13 protein-coding genes are annotated in these 21,834 nt (G+C 50.7%); 10 read left to right on the forward strand and 3 right to left on the reverse strand.

Going from position 1 to position 21,834, the window contains the following annotated elements:
- Positions 1-56 precede the first annotated feature (56 nt).
- On the forward strand, positions 57-2,315 hold the full coding sequence (bahA, locus tag RB297_RS03340; RefSeq protein WP_375119731.1) for a bacitracin amidohydrolase BahA: 2,259 nt from the start codon (positions 57-59) through the stop codon (positions 2,313-2,315).
- Between the two features lie 130 nt (positions 2,316-2,445).
- Here the strand turns inward: bahA and RB297_RS03345 are convergent, their stop codons facing one another.
- Positions 2,446-3,471 carry a sensor histidine kinase gene (locus tag RB297_RS03345; protein ID WP_375119732.1) on the reverse strand — a complete coding sequence of 342 codons (1,026 nt, stop codon included), beginning with the start codon at positions 3,469-3,471 and terminating at the stop codon, positions 2,446-2,448.
- Complete coding sequence (locus RB297_RS03350; protein ID WP_375119733.1) at positions 3,468-4,139, reverse strand: response regulator transcription factor; 672 nt, start codon at positions 4,137-4,139, stop codon at positions 3,468-3,470. Before RB297_RS03350 ends, RB297_RS03345 begins: the two co-directional genes overlap by 4 nt.
- 241 nt (positions 4,140-4,380) lie before the next feature.
- Here RB297_RS03350 and RB297_RS03355 point away from each other — a divergent pair, with 241 nt between their 5' ends.
- From RB297_RS03355 to RB297_RS03395, 9 genes are all read left to right on the forward strand, one after another.
- Positions 4,381-5,148 (forward strand): ABC transporter ATP-binding protein, encoded by a 768-nt coding sequence (locus tag RB297_RS03355; RefSeq protein WP_096773581.1) that lies wholly within the window; start codon positions 4,381-4,383, stop codon positions 5,146-5,148.
- Positions 5,129-8,320 carry an FtsX-like permease family protein gene (locus RB297_RS03360; RefSeq protein ID WP_375119734.1) on the forward strand — a complete coding sequence of 1,064 codons (3,192 nt, stop codon included), beginning with the start codon at positions 5,129-5,131 and terminating at the stop codon, positions 8,318-8,320. The genes RB297_RS03355 and RB297_RS03360 overlap by 20 nt, the downstream gene beginning before the upstream one ends.
- Positions 8,321-8,653: 333 nt before the next feature.
- Entirely contained in the window at positions 8,654-9,688 is a 1,035-nt protein-coding gene (locus RB297_RS03365) for an ABC transporter substrate-binding protein (protein ID WP_375119735.1), read from the forward strand.
- Positions 9,678-10,667: a FecCD family ABC transporter permease gene (locus RB297_RS03370; protein WP_375119736.1), complete on the forward strand. Its 990-nt coding sequence runs from the start codon at positions 9,678-9,680 to the stop codon at positions 10,665-10,667. Before RB297_RS03365 ends, RB297_RS03370 begins: the two co-directional genes overlap by 11 nt.
- Positions 10,664-11,449 carry an ABC transporter ATP-binding protein gene (locus RB297_RS03375; protein ID WP_375119737.1) on the forward strand — a complete coding sequence of 262 codons (786 nt, stop codon included), beginning with the start codon at positions 10,664-10,666 and terminating at the stop codon, positions 11,447-11,449. Before RB297_RS03370 ends, RB297_RS03375 begins: the two co-directional genes overlap by 4 nt.
- Before the next feature lie 13 nt (positions 11,450-11,462).
- Positions 11,463-12,392, forward strand: a complete 930-nt coding sequence (locus RB297_RS03380; protein ID WP_375119738.1) for a magnesium chelatase ATPase subunit I — start codon at positions 11,463-11,465, stop codon at positions 12,390-12,392.
- Positions 12,389-14,353, forward strand: a complete 1,965-nt coding sequence (locus RB297_RS03385; protein ID WP_375119739.1) for a VWA domain-containing protein — start codon at positions 12,389-12,391, stop codon at positions 14,351-14,353. The genes RB297_RS03380 and RB297_RS03385 overlap by 4 nt, the downstream gene beginning before the upstream one ends.
- A 34-nt stretch (positions 14,354-14,387) precedes the next feature.
- Complete coding sequence (locus tag RB297_RS03390) at positions 14,388-18,098, forward strand: cobaltochelatase subunit CobN (RefSeq protein WP_192572017.1); 3,711 nt, start codon at positions 14,388-14,390, stop codon at positions 18,096-18,098.
- Positions 18,099-18,315: 217 nt separating this feature from the next.
- Positions 18,316-19,608: a class II aldolase/adducin family protein gene (locus RB297_RS03395; RefSeq protein WP_192572016.1), complete on the forward strand. Its 1,293-nt coding sequence runs from the start codon at positions 18,316-18,318 to the stop codon at positions 19,606-19,608.
- Positions 19,609-19,730: 122 nt separating this feature from the next.
- Here RB297_RS03395 and RB297_RS03400 read toward each other — a convergent pair whose 3' ends face one another.
- Complete coding sequence (locus tag RB297_RS03400; RefSeq protein WP_375119740.1) at positions 19,731-21,719, reverse strand: DUF4832 domain-containing protein; 1,989 nt, start codon at positions 21,717-21,719, stop codon at positions 19,731-19,733.
- Between the last annotated feature and the right edge of the window lie 115 nt (positions 21,720-21,834).

Genomic DNA, 21,834 nt, shown 5'->3' on the forward strand with positions numbered 1-21,834 from the left:
CGGTATCCTCAGATGTAGAACGATCTACTAAATAGAGTGCAGGAGGACTGGGAAGAGTGGAGATACAAAAAGAGAAAGAGAACGAGAAGGGCATTGCCATTATAAAAAGAATCGTTGCAAACCGGAAACGTATGCAGCCATTAACTCCTGGATGGAAGGGAGCGTCGCTTGGACTAGGAGGCATCGCCTTCATTCTAATCCTGATCCAGGCCGATTATTTATTGACGGGGCACGGTTTCATAAAATATATCGCGGGCACGTTTTTGTTTGTCCTAGCGATTGCCTTGATAAGCGGCTTGACCGCATTGCTGCTGCACGGAGTCAAGAAACTGCCAAGCCGTTATATTTGGACGTTGACAGGCTCACTGACCTTGCTTGTATTCTGCTTCATCGTGCCGCCGAAAGTATCGGCCTTGTTCATTGCATGTTTGGCCTTTGTTTTTTCTTTATTTGGGGCATTGCTTTATAAAATTGCAGCCGGAAGCTACAGGCAAGTCTCAAAAGCAAGGAGAATCGGCGCCATGGCCTGCTTGTCCTTAATCACCATTGTGATCGGAGCGGGCAGCTTCTGGTTGATTCGGGAGGGAGATGAAGCAGCTCCGGCCATCACGTTACAACAGCTGAAAACCTCAAGCCGGTATGAAGATTCGACGATGAACAATCCGGCAGAACAAGGCCCATATCCCGTCCAAAGCCTGTTATACGGAAGTCCTGACAACTACCGGAAAGAGTTTAATCAAAGCGGTTCGCTGACGACCAAAACGGTGGATGCAGCCGAGTTTGTCGAGAAATGGTCCTCAGGGCGAACGAAGTCGCTTGGATTCGGACCGGATGCCCTGCCGTTAAACGGAAAAGTATGGTATCCCGAAGGGGAGGGGGCATTTCCGCTGGTCCTGATTGTGCATGGAAACCACTTAATGAACGATTACTCCGATCCCGGTTACGAATACCTCGGCAAACTGCTCGCGAGCAAAGGGTATATTTTCGTCTCCGTGGATGAAAATTTCCTGAATGCCGCCCCGTACGAGGACCTTTTTCTGGTTAGCGCCCTCCAACGCGAAAATCCGGCAAGAGGTCTGCTGCTGCTGGAGCACTTAAAGACATGGAAGGGCTGGAACAGCGATCCGGACAACCCGTTTTATCAAAAGGTCGATATGGAACGAATCGCCCTCGTCGGTCATTCCAGGGGAGGCGAAGCGGTCGCGATCGCCGCAGCCTATAACAAGCTCGGACGTCACCCGGATCACGGCCATATCAAGTTCGACTATAACTTCTCGATCCGCTCTCTCATTTCCATTGCGGGAACGGACGGGCAGTATCAGCCGCAAGGCAAACCGCTGCCGCTGCAGGACGTGAATTATCTCTCTTTGCATGGAGCTCATGATATGGACGTCAACAGCCTGGACGCTGCCAAACAATATCATCGGATCCGTTATACCGAAGGCAAAGATTACATGAAGTCGATGATTTATGTCTATGGAGCCAACCATGGCCAGTTCAACGGAGGCTGGAACAGAGGGGATGGGGCAGGTCTTGCGAATCGTCTCTTTAACCTTCGTCAAATCATGCCGCGGGAAGAGCAGGAAACGATTGCCAAGGTGTTTATTTCCGGTTTTCTCGATGCAACGCTTAAGGACCAACGTCAATATCGGGAGATGTTCACGGATTTGGGTTACGCCAAGGAATGGATTCCCGACAACCTGTACGTGGGCAATGTTTACGATTCGGGGACGACCATGATTGCCGATTTTGAAGAAGACATCGATCTGCAGAGCACGACGCTGCCTGGCGGCAGCCTGATGGGCGAACATCTCCGGGTATGGAAGGAGGAGAAGGTAAGGACCAAGCATGGCTTGGCCGATTACAGCGCGGTTCGCTTAGGCTGGGACACGAGAGGAGAATCCGAACCTGCATCCTTCACGGTCACGCTGCCGGAACGCGGCATGGAAACGGGAACGGAAAGCTCTGTCGTATTTTCGATGGCGGACGCCCGTGGAAAAGACGCGAGCGGCGACCCGAATGAACTGATCAATGCAACGGTTTCCGTTGAAGACAAGAAAGGCAATCAGGCAAGTCTTCCCCTCAGCCACATATCCAAATTGCCGCCTGTTATCGAAGGTAAACTTCTGAAATGGCCGTTCTCGAATTCCGGGAACATTTCGGAGCCCGTATTTCAAAGCTATGATTTCCCGTTAAGCGATTTTGAACAAATGAATCCGGACTTCAACCCGCAGCAGCTGAGCAAGGTCCGCATTCAATTCAACCTGACCAAGCGGGGAACCGTGCTTCTGAGCGACATGGGGATCCGATCGTAACATGCTTGATATGGTCTGATAGGATGACTTTGATGACTGCCACTCGACAAGAACTAGATACGCTAAAGAAGCCGCCATATTGGCGGCTTCTTTAGCTTTAGATTGAGCAGCGGGCTCCAACCGTTATCGCTTATAAGCGGTAATACGTGTCCGTTTTCGGAAAATGAATCGTGACTGTTGTATACCTCCCAGCCTCCGATCGGATAGACAAATGATGTCCCAGCTTATGCGCCAATTGTTTTGCGAGATAAAGTCCCATGCCGGTCGATTTGGGATGGCTTCTTCCGGTAGATCCGGTAAATCCTTTCTCAAAGACTCGATGAAGGTCCTCCGGCTGGATCCCGATCCCCGTATCTACAATGTTCAACCGCTTTTCTTTACGGTCTTCTTCGACCGTGAAAGTAATGTTCCCGCCTTCGTCCGTATATTTCAACGCATTTGCAACGATTTGATCAAGGATAAATCCGAGCCATTTGCGGTCGGTATGGATGGTTTGCCGAATGTCCTCCATATGGAACCGAATCTGTTTATTGATAAACGTCTTGGCGAATTTTTTCGCGCAGGTTTTAATGATCGCTTCCAACGGTTCTTCCGTGATGAAATAATCCTTGGAAAAAGAATCGATTCGAGAATAGTACAGTGCCTGCTCCACGTAATTTTCGATTTTATCCAGTTCATCCTCAAGTTTATCGGCCAGGGAATCTACCGTTTCCTCCATGCTGTGTTCCATGAGCAAACGACTTGCTGCAATCGGTAGCTTTACCTCATGAATCCAGGACATGATAAATTCCTGGTGATCTATTTTCTCTTCATTGAGTTTCCGGAGGTCCCGTTCATGATGCCGGTGCAATTTGGCAAAAAGCTCGAGATACAGCCGCTGCTGCGAATTTTGCGGTTCAGGGGCAGCGACAGGCCAATCTTCCCGGTCAAGATCGATCAGCTCCTGCAGCTTGCGGTAATAGGATTTGCGATAAACATAGCCAATCAGTAAGTAGGCTGCGGTGAAGGCCAAACAAACGATTTGAATATAAAGAACGCTGCCTAAGGCGTGGCCCGTGTTGACGGATAGGGCAACAATCATCGAAATAAAGCCCATTATCCCGGCGTACAGCAACAAAAAATAACGTTTGTCCTTAATGTATTGAAAGAAACTCATGGGATCATATAACCTTGCCCTTTCTTGGTTACAATCCAGTTTTCCTTGCCGATGCCGGCCAGTTTTTTGCGCAAGCGGACGATGTTGACGGTTAACGTGTTTTCGTCCACAAAGCTTTCATCCTGCCAAAGATGACGCATGATTTTCTTGCGGTCTACAACGGTTCCCTTCTGCTGCATCAGGATCTTCAATATACTGACTTCGGTTTTGGTAAGCTCCGCTTGTTCGCTTTCATTCGTGAGCGTCCCTTTGTCCGGAAGGAACACGACCCCCTCATGCTCGAACACGTTGGATTGCATGTCCGAATAGGAGTACGTTCGGCGCAGCAGCGCATTGACTTTAGCGGTCAAAACATCCATATGGAACGGCTTCTGAATATAATCGTCTCCGCCCATATTCACCGACATGACAACATCCATGGGCGAATCGCGGGAAGAAAGAAAGAGCACCGGTACATTGGAGATTTCCCTGATCTTTTGACACCAGTAAAATCCATCATACGACGGCAAGTTGATATCCATGATCACAAGATGAGGCTGGTCATGAATAAAGCATAACGCGACCTGGTCAAAGTTATCGACGCTGACCGTTTCCAGGCTCCATTTGGTTAAAGCTAACTGGATCATCCCCCGAATGGTCGGGTCATCCTCTACGATCATGATTTTCATAAACGATCCTCCCGGGCGTTACTAGCGGCAAATTAAACACATTGTATACGATCTTCCCGAGGCAGACAAGCAAGTTTCCGGGACTGCTTCCTTTGTCCAATGTGACAGGAATGTAAGGTTGAGGGGGGAAGTTGTAAGCTAAAGTAAAGGTGACCTGTATTAAGATCAGGATAAGAAATACATGATTTCGAAATCGTGCTGACATTGTTTCTATATTGATAACCAGGAAGGAAAGATCAACATGAAAATGGTAGTGAACGCGGCTCAGGTTCGAAAGGTTTATGGCGTAAAAGGAAATGTCTATACCGCCTTGGATGATATCGATTTGACCGTGCAGGAGGGAGAGTTCGTAGGGATCATGGGGCCGTCGGGCGCAGGCAAATCGACGTTGCTCCATGTGCTGGCGACGATCGATCAGCCTACCTCCGGAGACGTTGTGATAGACGGGATGGACGTGCTGAAGATGGATGAGGAACAGCTATCCGCTTTTCGCCGGGATAAACTGGGATTCATTTTTCAAGATTACAATTTGCTGGACACTTTAACCGTGAAGGAGAACATCTTGCTGCCCTTGGCGCTGGCCAAGATGAATGTCAAAGAACTGGAGTTTAGAGTGGGGGAGATCGCGGATAAATTCGGCATCACCCCGATTCTGGACAAATACCCGTATCAGATTTCCGGAGGGCAAAAACAGCGGACTGCGGCTTCACGCGCCATGATTTCCGGCCCCAGCCTGCTGCTGGCCGATGAGCCGACCGGCGCTCTGGATTCGAAATCGGCGACCGACCTACTGGAGAGCCTGAAGGACTTGAATGAATATGATCAGGCAACGATTCTGATGGTCACCCATGACACGTTTGCGGCAAGTTACTGCAAGCGCGTGCTGTTTATTAAGGACGGTCGCATTTTCACGGAACTGACGAAAGGCGAGGCATCCCGCAAACACTTTTTCAAAAAAATACTGGATGTATTGACCGTACTGGGGGGGAATGCAAGTGACCTTGTTTGACATCGTGAAAAAGAACATGAAAGGGAACTTCAAAAACTACGCCCTCTATTTCATTTCCATCCTGTTCAGCGTCATCATCTATTATACTTTCCTTTCTTTGCAGTACAGCCAAGAAATTGCGAGTTCAATCGAATCGTCGCAGAGCATGCAATCCGTTTTTATGATGGCGTCCATCCTATTGATCGTGTTTGTTGCCGTCTTTATCATGTACTCCAACCGTTTTTTTTCGAGACAGCGTAAAAAGGAAGTAGGCTTGTACGCGCTATTTGGTTTGCCCAAAAAAAAGATTGGAAAAATGCTGTTTTATGAAAACCTGATCATTGGGGTGACGGTTTTAATCATAGGAATCATGATCGGCACATTGTTATCCAAGCTGTTCGCCATGATATTAATCAAACTGCTGGGGACGCCTGTACAGGTAGGCATGGCTTTCTCCCTTCGCGCGCTGGTTCATACGCTCATCGTGTTCATGATGATTATTTTGGCGACATCGATCCAGGGCTATCGATTGATCTACAGCTTTAAACTCATCGAATTGTTTCGCGCGGAGCAGAAAGGGGAGCAGGAACCGAAAGCGTCGTTTCTATCGGCGGTGGGTGCAGTTCTCTGTCTGGCTGCGGGGTACGGATTCGCTTTCCGCGATTTTTCCGTCACCGAAGAAATTCTTGTCAACCTGAGCGTGATGACCGTCGGTATTATCGCTGGAACGCTTCTGCTCTTCTCCTCCTTGGTCATTGTCTTGTTGAGAACCGCCAAGAAGAGAAAGCGAAGTTATTATAAAGGCATGAATCTGGTCATCACCTCTAATTTGGTGTACCGGATTAGAGGAAACGCTCGTTTGTTAAGCGTCATTTCCCTGTTATCCGCAGCAGCTTTGTGCGCTTTCAGTGTCGGATTAGGTGCGTATTTCACGTTTGACAAAACATCGAAGCTCACGGCACCGTTTAGCTACATGTATATTGCCCAGGACAAAGCCTTTAATCAGAATGTAGACGATATCATACGCGGGGATGAAGCGCATCCGATTATAGCGCAAATGACGATTCCGGTGCTGGAGACAAAAGGGGAGGCTTCCGATCCAGAGATCCTTCCGGAGAGAATGATCGAAGCCGATAAAACCCCGCTCAAAGTGGTTTCGATCGATCAATACAACCAGGTGGCAAAGGTGTTGCGCTTCCCCGTTCTTGATCCGATCGAACAGGATGAAGCCGTTGCGATCCGGCCTATGTATACGGACTATGAGTGGTCTGATTACGAAGGCGAAACGGTCGACATCGAACTGCCTGATCAACGGATAACCCTTGCTTTTGCGGGGATGACCGTAGAACGAATCATCAATTGGAGTTATCCGGATGTGATGATTGTTGTAAGTAACGGCACCTACGACAACATCGAGGCTCAAGTTTCGCCGACCCGCTATGTCGGGTATGCCGTGCAGGAACAGAAGACGACGAAGCACACGGCCGATGCGCTGGCGGCGCTGAAGACACCGGAATCGAACTTGTCTTCTTTTTATTCCGAATACCGGCTTGGAATCGAAGAAGCGGCTTTTAATGTGTTTATATTGGGATTTTTGGGGCTCGTTTTTGTCATGGCAACAGGAAGCATGATCTATTTCAAGCAATTGACAGAAGCGGCGACAGACAAACCTCGATTCGATATTCTTAAAAAAGTCGGCGTAAGCGGAAAAGAAATCAATATGGCCATCATCAAGCAGAACGCCTTCATTTTTGCTTTGCCGCTCGCGATCGGGCTTGCCCACTACATGGTCATCCTGCAATTGTTGAAAAGGTTATTCAGCAATATGGCAGGCGCCAGTCTCTTGCTGCCCATCCTGATCTGCGTCGCTGTGTTTATCCTGATCTATACGGTTTATTATGTGCTCACGGTCAACTCCATCAGCAGGATCGTCCATGGAAAGTCTGCCCCCGTGGCAAGAATTGCAGTTATCGCCATTACGGTCTGTCTTCTGGTTCTGATTGGCATATTCTTCGGCACGGAAACCCCTGCAACGCAAGATGAAAGGGGCCCGGCAGAGAAAATCCAGTTACACCTTCCAAATCCTACTGGAGAATACGCTGTGGGGTCGATGGAAATGCACTTCAAGGATGACAACCGGGTGGACCCATGGAAACAGGACAGAGACAGGGAGCTGATGGTCAGCATATGGTACCCGGCCACGGGAAAAAGCGAGCAGAAGGCTTTGTACATGCAGCCCGGAGCAGCAAAGTATTACGACGAAAACACGATCTCCACGATCGGGTTGGATCCCGGCAGCGTCGATCTATCCGGTATCGGCACACACTCTTGGGTGAATGCTCCTCCACTGAACAACGGCGATGGGTGGCCGATCCTCATCTACACACCTGGCGGATCTGTTCCAAGAAACTTCGGGACGGCTGTAGTCGAAGACTTGGCCAGCAGAGGTTATGTGGTGGTTGCAGTCGATCATACGTATGAAGCCTCTGCGGTCCAGTTTCCCGATGGTCGTGTGGCCACGGAGTCGTTACCGCCATTTAGTGCAGAAACGGTACTGAAGATGCTAGAGGTACGAGTGGATGACATCCAATATGTATTGGATCAACTCGAATTCATAAAGAAAGGCCGTTATTCAGGCGATCTTTTACCCGCTGGATTTCAAGAAGCATGGGACCTGTCAAAGATCGGAATATTCGGACATTCCGCAGGCGGGGCTACCGCTGCTCAGGTGATGTATGAGGATGACCGGGTCGACGCCGGCATCGATATGGATGGAACGCTGGGGCACATGCCCGATAACCCGCTCCCGGTGGCGCAGCACGGTTTGGATCGTCCTTTCATGCTCATGAATTCAGGCTACAATAAAGAGGGCGAGGTTGATTCCCATCTAACCGCGATGGACCGTCAATCGTTCTGGCAGCATTCGACCGGCTGGAAGCTCGATTTAAGCATACCCGAGGGAGCACATTATACGTTTACAGATTATCAGTCGCTCCTTCCACAGCTTCAGGAGAGGCTGAGCCTTTCGCCGCGAGTCGTCCAACAATTTATCGGGACAGCTGAGCCCGAACGGACGATCGCCGCCCATCGAGAGTATGTCGCTGCTTTTTTCGATTATCATCTAAAGGGTGCACCACAGCCGCTGCTGAACTCCCCGTCCGCAGACTATCCCATGGTTGATTTTATTCCTTAATGTCAGAGGCGTGAACCGCGATGGAGCATCATGCCGCAATAAAAACAATACACTTTCGAAGCCGCCATATTGGCGGCTTTTTTATGAGATAAGAAAGTATAAACTTCGGAGCCTTAACCATCCTTAGCTCGCAAGAAAACTTCAGCTTAAGCCGGTCTTTCTACTTAGAATTTACATCGATAGATGTTTTTCTGAAAACGATTGACATTGACGTATAATCGGGATAAAGTATATTTTGTTAATCGTAATAATTACGAATAAACAGGTCACTGAAAACAAACGAAAGATCGGTGGCTCAGAGACAAACTTATCATCGGGAGGGCGAGTCAATCTATGTACTTTAGATTCAAGCAACGCAAGAAAACATCTTATATCGCAGCCGTCAGTTCATTTCTCTTATTATTGGGATTCATCATGTCAGCTTGTGGGGGGAGTGAGACTTCCAGCAATCCGGAAACCAAGCCGAGTGACAATGCATCGTTACCGGTACGGTCTGATCCTCAGGAAAATTACATAACATTCCAGGACGCAACGGATCGCACCATAACGCTTCAGCAGCAGCCTGAACGCATCGTTGTGCTATCGCCCGAATTCCTTGATCTATTATACGCGGTCGGCGGAGAGGCCGTGGGACGGATGGAAGCTACCGGGGTTTCGATTCCTGAAGAGGCTGAAGCGATATCGTCCGTCGGCAGCGTCAGCCAGATCAACCTGGAACAGGTTGTATCGCTCAGACCCGATCTGGTTATCGGGCAGGCGCGGTTTCATAAAGAGCTTGTGCAATCGCTGGAGAGCAGCGGGATTCCTGTCGCCTTGATGAGTCTGACCAGCTATGAGGATATGAAAACAAAAGCCGAATGGATGGCGAAGATAGCGGGTACGGAAGCGCAGCTCCCGGAAAAGCTCGAAGCTCTGGAGGTTCGAGTAAACGAAATCGTGGAAAAATTACCGGATGAGGAACGTACCTTTATCAATATGAACGTCACGCCGGGCGGGATCTCGATACAAAAGAACGGCACATCGGGTCTGGAAATAGCGAAGATGTTGGGTCTGACCAACGCTGCCGAGAATCTGGAATCGTCGCCTAACAGTCCAACCACGACGCCTTACAGCATGGAGGTGCTTGTGAAACAGGATCCGGATTATATCTTTTTGATTATCCACGGACAAAAGACCGTTGGCGAGAAGAAGATTAAAGAGGAGCTTGAGAACAATCCGGCATGGGCCTCCATCGGAGCCGTCAAGGAACAGCATGTCATTGTCGTACCATCCGATCTGTTTCTTACCAACCCGGGGCTTCACTATGATGAATCCCTGGCGTATTTAGCCAAGCTGGTGTATCCGGAGATCTATGGTGATGTTGAATAGATCGGTCCGTCATGCATTTCTGATCATTATTTTCACGATCGCTGCAGTTTCGGCATGCTTGATCAGTATAGCTACCGGTGCCGTTATGATTCCGCTTCGGGACATTGTCACGGGTATCCTGCATCATGAGCTGCCTGGGATGAACCGGGATATTATCTGGAATATCCGGCTTCCGCGGACGCTTGTCGCGATGCTTGTAGGCGCGAACCTCGCGGTATCCGGGGCGCTTTTGCAAGGCGTCATGCGCAATCCGCTCGCTGATCCCCACATTATCGGAGTCTCCAGCGGCGCCGGACTATTCGGGATTTTCCTGCTGGTGGTTGTACCGCAATATGATTACTTACTGACGCCTGCAGCATTTCTCGGAGCGACTCTCGCTGCGTTCATTATCTATCTTTTGTCTTGGAAGGATGGCGTTAGCCCTCTGCGGATCGTTCTGTCCGGGGTCGCTGTCTCCGCATTCTTGGGGTCCGGGATATCGGCGATGCTTACCTTTTACAGCGACCGTGTGCATGGCGCTTTAATCTTCATGGTCGGCGGGCTTGCAGCCAAAAGCTGGCCGGATCTCTCGACCATACTGCCTTACTCGCTTATCGGTCTTCTTCTGGCGATGATCTTCTCCAAGCAGATGAATATTATGATGCTGGGTGACGCCAATGCTCGGAATTTGGGGACGCGGGTTGAGCTGTCCCGTTTCATGATAACCGCAATCGCCACGCTGCTCGCAGCCAGCGCCGTCAGTATCGCCGGTTTGCTGGGGTTCGTCGGTCTGATCGTTCCGCACATCGCCAAGCTGCTTGTTGGCGGAGATTACCGGATTCTCATCCCGTCCTCTGCTTTGCTGGGCGCTGCCGTTCTGACGTTCTGCGACACGCTGGCTAGAATGATGTTTACACCGATTGAGCTTCCAGTCGGAATCATCATGGGGGCATTGGGAGCACCCTTTTTCCTTTATCTATTAAGGAGGAGGAAAGCATGACACGTTTGGAGACTCGCGATCTTTCGCTGAAATACCAGGATAAGTTTGTTATTCAACATCTGGGCATCTCCTTCGAGAAAGGATCCGTGTACAGCATTATCGGTCCGAACGGCTGCGGGAAGAGCACATTGCTTAAAGCGCTTGCGCGCCAGCTGAAGCCCGCAGGAGGGCAGGTTCTGCTTGACAGCAAGCCGTTATCCGATTTATACGGGAAGGACGTGGCCCGGCAGCTGTCCTATATGGCCCAATCGCAAGAGCCCATAGAAATCACGGTGAAGGAATTGGTCGGATATGGAAGAACGCCCCATCAGCCTTACTGGAATCATGTCAGCGCCAAGGACCGCGAGATCACGGATTGGGCATTGGAGGCAACCGCTCTTACGCCTTATGAGGACAGACTTCTGCATACGCTGTCTGGCGGAGAAAGACAGAGAGCGTGGATTGCCATGGCTCTGGCTCAGCAGCCAGGCGTGCTGCTTCTGGACGAGCCGACCACATACCTGGACATTGCCCATCAGCTGGAGGTTTTGGAGCTGGTTCGGGGATTGAATCAACAATTAAATATGACCGTTATCATGGTTCTGCATGACATTAACCACGCTTCAATCTATTCCGACTATATCCTGGCGATGAAATCAGGGAAGGTGGAAGGCTATGGCTCACCATCCGAGGTTTTGACGCCGGATCTGCTGGGCAGGGTGTTCGGTGTTGAAGCTTCTGTGGAAACCGATCCGGTTCGCGACAAGCCGATTTGCCGGATTACCGGATTAATCAAGAAATAAGGAGTCGAACGCATTGGAACCTATAGATCATCAATATCCTTTTACAGCCATTGTCGGCCAATCCCGAATGAAGTTGGCTCTCATTCTGAATGTCGTGAATCCGAAACTCGGGGGCGTTCTGATACGAGGGGAAAAAGGAACGGCGAAATCAACGACGGTACGTGCCTTATCGGGGCTTGTGCCTGATCTGAACGTTGTCAATTTGCCGGTTAGTGCGACGGAAGACCGGATTGTCGGTGCTTTAGACATCGAGCATGCGATCAAGAAAGGAGAAAAGAAATTCGAACCCGGATTGCTGGCTGCGGCCCACGGCCATATCTTATACGTCGATGAGATTAATCTGCTCGATGATCATATCGTAGATGTCCTTCTGGATGCGGCTGCGATGGGGGTTAATACCGTTGAGAGAGAAGGCATTTCCTATTCCCATCCGTCACGGTTCCTTTTGGTAGGGACGATGAACCCCGAAGAAGGGGACCTGCGACCGCAGCTATTGGACCGGTTTGCACTGTCGGTGGAGATCGGCGGGGAAAGGGACGTTCAAGAGCGCACGCTTGTCATCCGTAGACGATTGGAATATGAACGGGACCCTGCTTCATTTGCAGCGCGATATGAGACGGAGCAGAAGAGAGTATTGAACCAGATCCTGCAGGCCCGAGACCGTCTGGACCATATCCCGATTTCGGACGATATGCTTGAGCTGGCAGCGAAAATCGGGATTGCACTGGAGGTGGAGGGACACCGTTCCGATATCACCCTCATCAAAACGGCGGTTGCCCTGGCTGCCTGGCATGGGAAGGAGACTGTAAGCCTAGATCATATGCAAGAAGCGGCGCACTTGGTCTTGCCTCATCGCATGAGACGGCAGCCGTTTGAAGCCACCGGCGGCATTGAGCAGCGATTACAGACGATACTGACTTCAGTCGAATGGGTACCGTCATGATAACGGAAGAATGGAAGAGCGCTGTCCCGGTATATCCATTCAGTGCGATTCTGGGCCAAGAGAAGGCCAAACGAGCTTTACTTCTCTATCTTGTCAATCCAGCGATTGGAGGCATACTTGTTAACGGCAATCCCGGGTCAGGAAAAAGCGCCCTGCTGCATGCGGCCTCTTCTTTGGTCAAGCCGCGCCGAATCCTATCCGTACCCGTCAACGTTACGGCTGACAGGCTGCTCGGCGCTTTGGATATGGCAGCCGCCATGAAAGGCGGAAAGCTAGCGCTAGCTCCGGGATTGCTGGAAGAAGCCAATGGACAGCTCCTGCTTGTAGACCATATGAATCTACTATCTGAAGCGATCTTGAAGGAGATCGTCAGCACGCTGTCTACGGGCTCGATCTCTGTGCAAAGAGAGGGGATATCCACGGTTCGGAGAAGCCGTTTTATGCTGCTTGCAGCAATGGATCCCAATGAAGGCCGGGTATCGCCTCCCCTTCTGGACCATTTTGGTTTTTGCGTTACGTTGGACGATGTTCACGATTCCGTATCAAGAGCAGAAATTATACGCCGAAACCTGCAGTTTGAGCATGATCCGTTCGCATTCCAGAACCGATATGAGCCGCAGGATGAAACGCTGCGTCTTCGCGTCGAAGTCTCCGTACAAGCTCTTCCCCAAGTTCAGGTGAGCGCGGACATGATTCAATTGTCAGCCTCCATCGCCAGAGAAGCCGGGATCAGCAGCTCCAGGGGCGATCTCAGTCTGATTGAAGGGGCCAAAGCTGCCGCCGCTTGGGATGGGCGTTCCGCGGTTACCGCCGCCGACATCCGGGAGATAGCTGAATTTGTGCTGCCCCACAGAATGACACATGTAATGGAGAAGCCCCGTGCTTCTAGCAGCGGCTCACCTGAACAGGATAACAGTAAACAGCCGGAACGTTCTTTTGAGGATCATACCCGCTCCTATCCAATTCCTCTACAGAAAAGTTCCGAACCGAAACGGAATCCCCATCATCCGAGCAACGCTTCTTCTGACAAACAAGATGTGGCCAGCCGTACGGTAGAGCAGCATGCGGATGATCGACAGCACGTATCAGAAGGTTTGGAGGAACGGGTGCTGCTGCCAGACGAAACGTTTACAATGAAGCCGTTGCAGCTCGAGGGGAAGCGCAAGATTGAACACGAGGGATCGGGAAAACGAAATAAATCCCGGGCTAACCAGAAGAAAGGGAGAGCTATGGGGTATATGTACCCGGGCAGGAACCTGCGAACCGACGTGGCTTTGGATGCCACGATCCGCGCAGCGGCTCCCTATCAAACAATCAGAACAAAAAAAGACGAGGTGGCGTTTGCCATTGAGTTTGATGATTTGCGTCTAAAGAAAAGAGAGAACCGGGTAGGGGCAACCTTGCTGTTCGTCGTTGACGCCAGCGGGTCTATGGCGGCTCGAAAGCGAATGACCGCCGTCAAAGGCGCGATTCTGTCACTGCTGCAGGATGCTTATGAGAAAAGAGACCGAATTGGGATGATCGCCTTCAGAAACAACGAAGCCGAGCTGATCCTTCCGGTGACGCGCAGCATCGAAGCCGCGTCCAAGCAGCTTCGGGACATTCCCACAGGGGGAAAGACGCCTCTGGCAGACGGGCTGGCCAAAGCGTACAAGGTGCTCCATTCGGAGAAACGCAGAAATAACGATACGCTTCCGGTCATGATCATCGTAACAGATGGCCGTGCCAATGAAAGCTCCATCGGATTAAGCGCGTATGCTGACATTTGGAACGAATGTCTGGAAGCGGCTAAGCTGATCCGCGCTGCCGGAATTTGGTCCCTGGTATTAGATACGGAGCAGGGATTTGTCAAATTGGGACGTTCGAGGGAGCTGGCTGACGCTTTAGGCGCTGAATACAGATTACTTGACCACGTAGATGACGAAGGTATTGCACGGGCTGTCCGCACCACCATGAAATGACCTATCGAATGATTATAGAGGGGAGGCGACAAGAGTGAAAATCGCCGTTCTGACGACATCGCATGCAGCGATGAGGGATTTGTCGCAGCTATATAAGAAATGGGACGCATCTTTTCGCAGTCGTCTAGCGTTATCCGTGTTAAATGTAGAAGGAACATTGTCGGATGAAGAATGGAAGCGGCTGAAGGCAAAGGTAGAGGAAGCGGAGTTTATTATTCATGATCCGCACGGTACGCCGGCTCAGACCCTTTCCCGCATTTATGATCTTTGCCAAGGTCATGAGGCGCAGCAGGTGATTTTAGGAGGGAATGCGGATGGGATTCAAGATTTGTTCCGATTGGGATCGCTGCGTTATGAAGATATTGCCGGAAGCGGTCAACGAGGGGATCCGACGGGTTCTTCCGCACGGATTGATATAAATCAAGATCTCGAGCATTATCGAACCTTACTTGATTACTGGAGACATTCAAGTATCGACAATTTGGAGCATATGCTGGGCTATATCGCTACAACATTTGGCCAAATAACGGATTGGCCGCCGGTGGAACCGCCTTCTGTTCTAGAGACGTTGGGTATTTACGACCCACTCTTGAAGCGACCGTATGAATCTTTAAAGGCCTATCAGAGCGTGACGCCCGTTCGGACCGATTTGCCGACGGTAGCCGTGCTATTTATGGGATACAGCTATCCGCTCCATACCGGTGAAATCGTAGGCGGTATCATTCAGGACCTTCGGAAATTTGCGAATGTCCTACCCATCGCACTCACTTCATTGGTACGCGTCGATCCCCAAAGGCTGCGAAGTTTGCTGATGCAAGGAGGCTCCCAGGGCGGTAAGATCGATCTAATCGTAAATTTTGTTCCGTTCCGGCTTGGCGCGGGGCCTACCGGAGGGAAAAGCGATGAGATCCTATCCTTAATAAAGGAAGTTGAAGCGCCGATGTTCCATCCGTTCTTCTTAACGCGAAGGGAACGGGAAGAATGGGAAGGCTCGCTGCAAGGTTTATCGCCTTCCGAATTTTTGGTCCAAATGATGCTGCCCGAGCTCGACGGGAGCATTGACATGCTTCCGGTTGCCGCATTATCCGGTCGTGAATACGATGAGGAAATGCAGCTTCACACGAAGGAACTGCGGGTCATCGAGGAGCGAGCGCGGCGGTTGATCAGCAGAGTTCGTCGATATTTGGACCTTCGAACCAAGCAGCCGTCGGAAAAGCGTATCGCCATCATCGGCTATAACTATCCTCCCGGAGAGGGGCATTTATTTCAGGCATCGTTTCTGGATACGTTCGAATCCATATCCCGAATCGCGACAGCGATGAAAGATCACGGCTACACGACAGAGGCATTTACCGGAGCTGAATTAAGGGAACGCTTCCTTCGGGAAGGAGCGGTCAATTCCGGAGTCTGGACGGACGAGCGTTGGTCCGTTGAACTTCCAACGTACGACAATAAGGCTTATGAGCAGAATAATAAAGTGTTTGCCAATCGCAGGGATGAGCTTATTCAGCAGTGGGGAGAGGCGCCGGGCAATATTATGACGACGGAGGAGGGAGCATTCAAAATCCCCGGTTTGCTAAGTGGAAACCTGTTTATCGGGGTTCAGCCCAGCCGGGGCGTTCACGAGCATCCCGAGGCTGCTTACCATGACAAGAGCCTTCTTCCGCACCATCAGTATTTAGCCTTTTATCAATACATTCGGGACGAATTCAAGGCGGATGCCATCCTGCACGTAGGAACCCACGGAACCCTTGAGTTTCTGGAGGGAAAAGAGAGCGGAATGTCCGGTGATTGTTTGCCGGATGCCCTGATCCAAGATCTTCCGCATTTCTATATGTATTACGTTGGAAATCCGTCCGAGGCAATGATCGCGAAGCGAAGGTCGCATGCTGCCTTGATCGGTTACCAATCCCCGCCCTTCACGTCAAGCGGATTATATGGTGAATATGTCGAGCTTGAAGCGATGCTGCACGAGTACCGGGAAACGGAACGGCTGAATCCAACGCGTGTTCCCGACGTAAGGAAGAGGATACGGGACCAGGCGGCATCGCTTTCTATGGAAACGGACGATTTGGAAGAGCTCGAAATCGAGCTGTATCGGATTCGAAGATCCGTGATCCCGAACGGTCTGCATGTCGTCGGCGAGGGCTACAACCATGAAGAAGCGGCAGGGCATATGAAAATGATTTTGAGCCATGAGCAGGGAAAACTTGGATCGCTGCAAAGTGTATTTGCGGCATCCATGGCTTGGGATTATGACAGCCTGCTGGAAAACCGGGACATTGAAAGACTGCAACTGCTGGATGAGTGTGTAGGAAAAGCCGTGTTATCCTTTATTCATAATGAAGCCATCCCTGAGCCTCCACAGTTGCCGGATGAAATGAAGGCACGCTGGAACGACATCTGGAATCACGGGTTAACGGCATATCACTCCACCAAAGCGGATATGGAGCTTAAGAACCTGCTGCGGGCGCTGGATGGGGCGTATTTGCCGGTTAGCCTAGCCGGGGACAGCGTTCGTAATCCGGAGGTTTTGCCGTCCGGAAATAACCTGGTTCAGTTCGATCCGCGATCCATTCCAAGCCGGACGGCAGCTGCGACCGGGTTGAAAATTGCCGAGAATACCTTGAAGCTGTACTACGAGGCCCATCAAAAATATCCTGAAACGACGGCACTCGTGATGTGGGGGCTGGAAACTTCGCGGACCCAGGGAGAGACGTTAGGCCAGATTCTGGCTTATCTCGGCGTCAGAATCAAGGAAAGGGGACATTCCATGCATATGGGATATGAAATCATTCCACTTTCCGAACTGAACAGACCGCGAATCAATGTCGTCGTGCATATCTGCGGTTTTTTCCGCGATATGTTTCCGGACCAGCTATTCATGCTTTATCGCATTTTTAGAGAAGTATCCGAGCTGGATGAGCCGATGGATCAAAATTGGTTCAAACAGCACTCGGAGTTGCTGTACCGACAGCTGCGCAATGCCGGCGCCGGGCACGACGAGGCTTGGGATTTGGCGTGCGCCCGCATTTACGGACCTGCCGAAGGAGAATATGGAACGTCCGTAACCAAGCTGATCGAGACCAAACAGTGGGAAGAGGAAAGCCAAATAGGCGCGTCATTTATGAACAGCCTGAAGCATGTATATAGCGCCAACTACAGAGGCAAGGAAATGCTTGAGCTGTATCAGGCCAACTTGGCGGCCGTGGATATCGTTTCGCAAATTCGGAGCAATCATGAGCACGAAATTACGGATTTGGACCATTATTACGAATTTTTCGGGGGGTTGGCGAAATCGGTAGAAATCGTTAAGGGCAGTCGAGCGGAAATGTATATCACCGATACAACGCGCGAGCAGGCATTAACGGAAGAAGTACGCAAATCGATTCAGCGAGGCGTTCGAACCCGCTTGCTTAATCCCAAGTGGATGGACGGATTGCTGAAGCACGACTTTCACGGGGCACAGAACATAGCCGACCGAACGGAAAACTTGCTCGGTCTGGCAGCGACAACGAACCAGGTGGATTCCTGGATCTTCTCTTCGGTTCACAAGGAATATGTTGCGGACGAACAGCGCAGCAAGCAAATGCGGGACAATAACCGTTCTGCATATCACAGTATGCTGGAAACTCTGCTGGAGAGTCATCAACGGAATTATTGGGACGCGTCGGAGGATGAATTGGGAATGTTGCGTGATCGTTATTTGGAGCTTGAAGGGGATCTGGAAGGCCGTAATACCTAGGTCGTAAAGTGAAGATCCACTATGCCAAACGGGGAAAACAGGAATGATATCATAATCATCCCTGTTTTTTTATGTTCCGGTTCAGGATCATTATCATTATTATTTACGGCTATTGTTATTGTTTTTGCCACAATTCTCCTCGAACATCAACAGAAAAAACAGTATAATAAAAACAAACAAAATTAAACAAAAACATTCGGATAGGGCGGTGGCAGGAATGAATCAGGATTTTGTGCATCCGGCAGATCAGCTTCTTCTCTTTATCAATCGCATTTACAACCATGGGATGACAACCACGTCGGGAGGCAATTTGTCGATCAGGGACCAAAACGGGGATATATGGATTACGCCAGCGGGAGTGGACAAAGGGTCGCTTAACCGGTCGGATATGGTATGCGTGAAGGAGGACGGCAGGGTAGAGGGAATTCACAAGCCTTCCAGCGAATTTCCCTTTCACCGGCTCATCTATCAAGCCCGCCCGGATTTGAAGTCGATCATTCATGCCCATCCGCCTGCACTGGTTTCGTTCAGCATAGTAAGGCGCATTCCGGATACAAGGCTGCTTCCGAACGAAAGGCAAATCTGCGGCGAGATCGGAATCGCGCCTTATGCGCTGCCCGGAAGCAAGCAGCTTGGGGAGAACATCGCAGCCGTCTTCAAGCAAGGGATCGACACGGTCATGCTGGAGAATCACGGGGTCGTGGTCGGGGGAGAGGACCTATTTCAAGCGTTTCGTCGGTTCGAAACCCTCGACTTCTGTGCACGCCTTGAGATTGAGGCACGTCGAATCGGTAAACCGGTCCTGCTTAACGATGAGGATTACGAAACCGTGCGCAACAAAAGCACGCTGCAGATGGATACGTTCATCCGCGATTCCTGCACGTCGGAAGAAAAAGAGCTGCGCCGCGATATGTGCGGATTGATGAAACGCGCGTATAAACAGGGATTGTTCACCAGCACGCAGGGCACCTTCTCCCATCGATTGCAAGGAAACGATTTTGTCATCACGCCCTATGGCAAAGACCGCAATGATCTGGAACCGGAAGACCTCGTCCGCATAGAGAACGGCAAAGCGGAAGCGGGCAAACAGCCGAGCAAATCCGTTTTCCTCCATGAAGCGATCTATAACACGCAGCCGCATGTCCATTCGGTCATCATCGCGCATCCTCCCAACATTATGGCATTTGCGGTCACCGACACGGCCTTCGATTCGAGGACGATTCCGGAAAGCTATATATTGCTTCGCGGAACGCCGAAGCTCCCCTTTCATGCGGTGTATAACGAGCCTGAGCGTACCGCTTCGCTGTTTAAAGCCAATACGCCGATTGCCATTGTGAACAATAACTGCGTAATCGTTGCCGGTCAAAGCCTGCTCAACGCTTTTGATCGATTGGAAGTTGCGGAGTACAGCGCGAAATCCATTTTGTCGGCGAGAACGCTAGGCGATGTCATCCACATCGATGATGAGCGAATCCGCGAGCTTGAAGCAGCATTTCATCTGGAATCATGAGCAAGAACCTGGCGTTCATGATCTATAGCCTTTAAATGAAGGAAGAGCAGCAGAGTTGCCGTGAATGATACGCGGCCATCTGCTGCTCTTTTTATTATGCTAGTTGAAATCCGGTTATCATGCTATTTGGTCCATGAACCGACCTTATAAGCTCCGTCTGAAAGCCGGTTTGTGTTAGCGAAATCAATCGCCGGCTGGTTCGTCGATGGATCGAGAATCGCAATGGCTAATTCATAAGTACCGCTCGGCAGTGTATTCGTAGGAAGAGAGCCTGTGACCGTGTGCTGCCCTGTTCTCCAGGTCGTTAAGTCAGCCGATGTGGTTTGGCGTGCCACGATCTGGCCGCCGCTGCGCAGCTGGATTTCAAGAGGCCAATTGAACGGGAAGTGTTGAACCCCCTTATTCTCCACCGTGACGGATACCTCGAGCGTGCTTCCGCTATTTACTTGCGGGTATGCAGCCTTGTTTAAGACAAAGTGATAACCCATTCGTTTCTTGAGCGTATCGATGTTGCCTTGCAATGGATTCCCAACCGCCAGGGAAGCCGGAGAATTCGGTCCCAGCCAGCTTGGCTTGCTGAGCTCGGTTTGCCGAAGGGTCTCATTGAAGCCGCTGCCTGACGTAAGCGCAGCATTCATGCCATAAGCACCGCCATAAAATTCGCCGCCGGAGACGCGAGTATCCCAAAAGTTTGCATGTGCGGGTTGCTGCTGGCCGATGTCATCCCAATATCCGTTCTGGGTGCCTGTATACCAGCCCCAATCGGAATCGAAGCTCGGCTGATCGCCGAAGACGTCATTGTACATTCCCAGAATCAAACCCTTGTTGTTATTCTTGGCCAGCTCTACGCTGCGTCTAATCAATAGCTGCGTGTGATCCTCCTGATCGGCAAAGGCATCGATATAATGCTGAATATATTGGTTGGATATGCTGTTCGGGGGAAATGCCCCCGTATAGTTGCTTTCCCCGTTCGGTCCGACATAAGGCCAGGTATGGAATTCGGCCCAATGTCCGAGCGAACCGATTTGCACAAAAGCGATCGGGCTATCCGGGGAGTCGTAATGGTCCGCAATCGCCTCGATTGCAAGTTTGTGCCTGGCGATCAGATAGTCGGAACTGTAATTAGGAGAGAAGCCCGTGTTGTTGCCGTCTCCCATGCCTCCAGTATCGTCGCGATAGGCCTTGCCCGGCGATTGTCCCAGGCTTGCCATGTCGTTGTACAGCCAATCCGGGATATCCCGGTGAGCCACGCCGGAAGGACTGTCCAGAATAAAGCGAAGGATTACCTTGACGCCGCGGCTTTTCCAATAGTCGAAATGATTGGAGGCTTCAATCGCACTGAAATCATAATTGCCCTTCGTCGGCTCAAACTCCTTCCAAGTCACGCCGGCATATACCAGCCGATGAGGTTGAGGATAATTGGTAGATTTCGCGGATGGAGCCCAGCCTTTAAACGGGTTATTCAACGGATCATTCAGCTCGGTTGGATAGAATTCGATCATATTGCCTCCCGGATGATGTGCTTGTAAGGTATAGACCGGAAGCGGCTGGTTCTGAGCCGGCAGGCGGTGCATATCCGAATTGTTATCCAGATACCCGATGCTCACGCTGCTGCCTTCTCCAAGTCCAAGCGTAGAAAGAGGGATCGCTGCTTCAATCACGGATGAGGAACGTACATATTGAGAAGAAGTCAGAGACGATGAAAAATTCCAGCTCCAACTGCTTCCATTGCCTGAGTAGCGGTATAAGGTTTGGTTCTCGAGAAGCCACTCAACGCCTGTCGTGCCCCAGCCAAAAGCTTGATATCCGGTAGAAGCATTCCCGTCCGTATTCAACCAGAAGCTTCCCATCGTAGTGCTAAGGCCGGAGCCTTGTACAAGCAGATAAAGATTCTTGTCGTCATGGGAAGCCTTTAAGCTTTGAGCCGTTCCCGTATTCGTGGATAGGGCCGGAATGCCCTCCCAGTCGCTCGGATCGCCGTCTACAACGATAGAGGCAGAGGCAGCTTCCGCAGACCAAGTAAAGCGGGGAAAAGGGAATAAGGCAAGTAGAATGGCCGTCATGATAATTAGGGCAAACGGCTGCTTCCAATGGATACCCCGTGCTTTCATGTCAAACCTCCTCACAGAATTGTTCTTTTACTCTCAAGAAATCGAATCCTTCACCTCCTTTCCGAGCCAGGCAATTAACAATACGTGAATACGTGCAACGGTTCCAGGCGCTTGT

The organism is Paenibacillus sp. CR_12 (assembly GCF_041953985.1).
Classification (GTDB): Bacteria; Bacillota; Bacilli; order Paenibacillales; family Paenibacillaceae; genus Paenibacillus_AQ; species Paenibacillus_AQ lautus_A.

What these genes read in the sequence shown, in the direction of transcription:
- RB297_RS03400 (WP_375119740.1), bottom strand. Translation starts at nt 21,719, where the DNA reads ATGAAAGCACGGGGTATCCATTGGAAGCAGCCGTTTGCCCTAATTATC.
- RB297_RS03345 (WP_375119732.1), bottom strand. Translation starts at nt 3,471, where the DNA reads ATGAGTTTCTTTCAATACATTAAGGACAAACGTTATTTTTTGTTGCTG.
- RB297_RS03365 (WP_375119735.1), top strand. Translation starts at nt 8,654, where the DNA reads ATGTACTTTAGATTCAAGCAACGCAAGAAAACATCTTATATCGCAGCC.
- RB297_RS03375 (WP_375119737.1), top strand. Translation starts at nt 10,664, where the DNA reads ATGACACGTTTGGAGACTCGCGATCTTTCGCTGAAATACCAGGATAAG.
- RB297_RS03355 (WP_096773581.1), top strand. Translation starts at nt 4,381, where the DNA reads ATGAAAATGGTAGTGAACGCGGCTCAGGTTCGAAAGGTTTATGGCGTA.
- RB297_RS03385 (WP_375119739.1), top strand. Translation starts at nt 12,389, where the DNA reads ATGATAACGGAAGAATGGAAGAGCGCTGTCCCGGTATATCCATTCAGT.
- RB297_RS03350 (WP_375119733.1), bottom strand. Translation starts at nt 4,139, where the DNA reads ATGAAAATCATGATCGTAGAGGATGACCCGACCATTCGGGGGATGATC.
- RB297_RS03360 (WP_375119734.1), top strand. Translation starts at nt 5,129, where the DNA reads ATGCAAGTGACCTTGTTTGACATCGTGAAAAAGAACATGAAAGGGAAC.
- RB297_RS03395 (WP_192572016.1), top strand. Translation starts at nt 18,316, where the DNA reads ATGAATCAGGATTTTGTGCATCCGGCAGATCAGCTTCTTCTCTTTATC.
- RB297_RS03370 (WP_375119736.1), top strand. Translation starts at nt 9,678, where the DNA reads ATGTTGAATAGATCGGTCCGTCATGCATTTCTGATCATTATTTTCACG.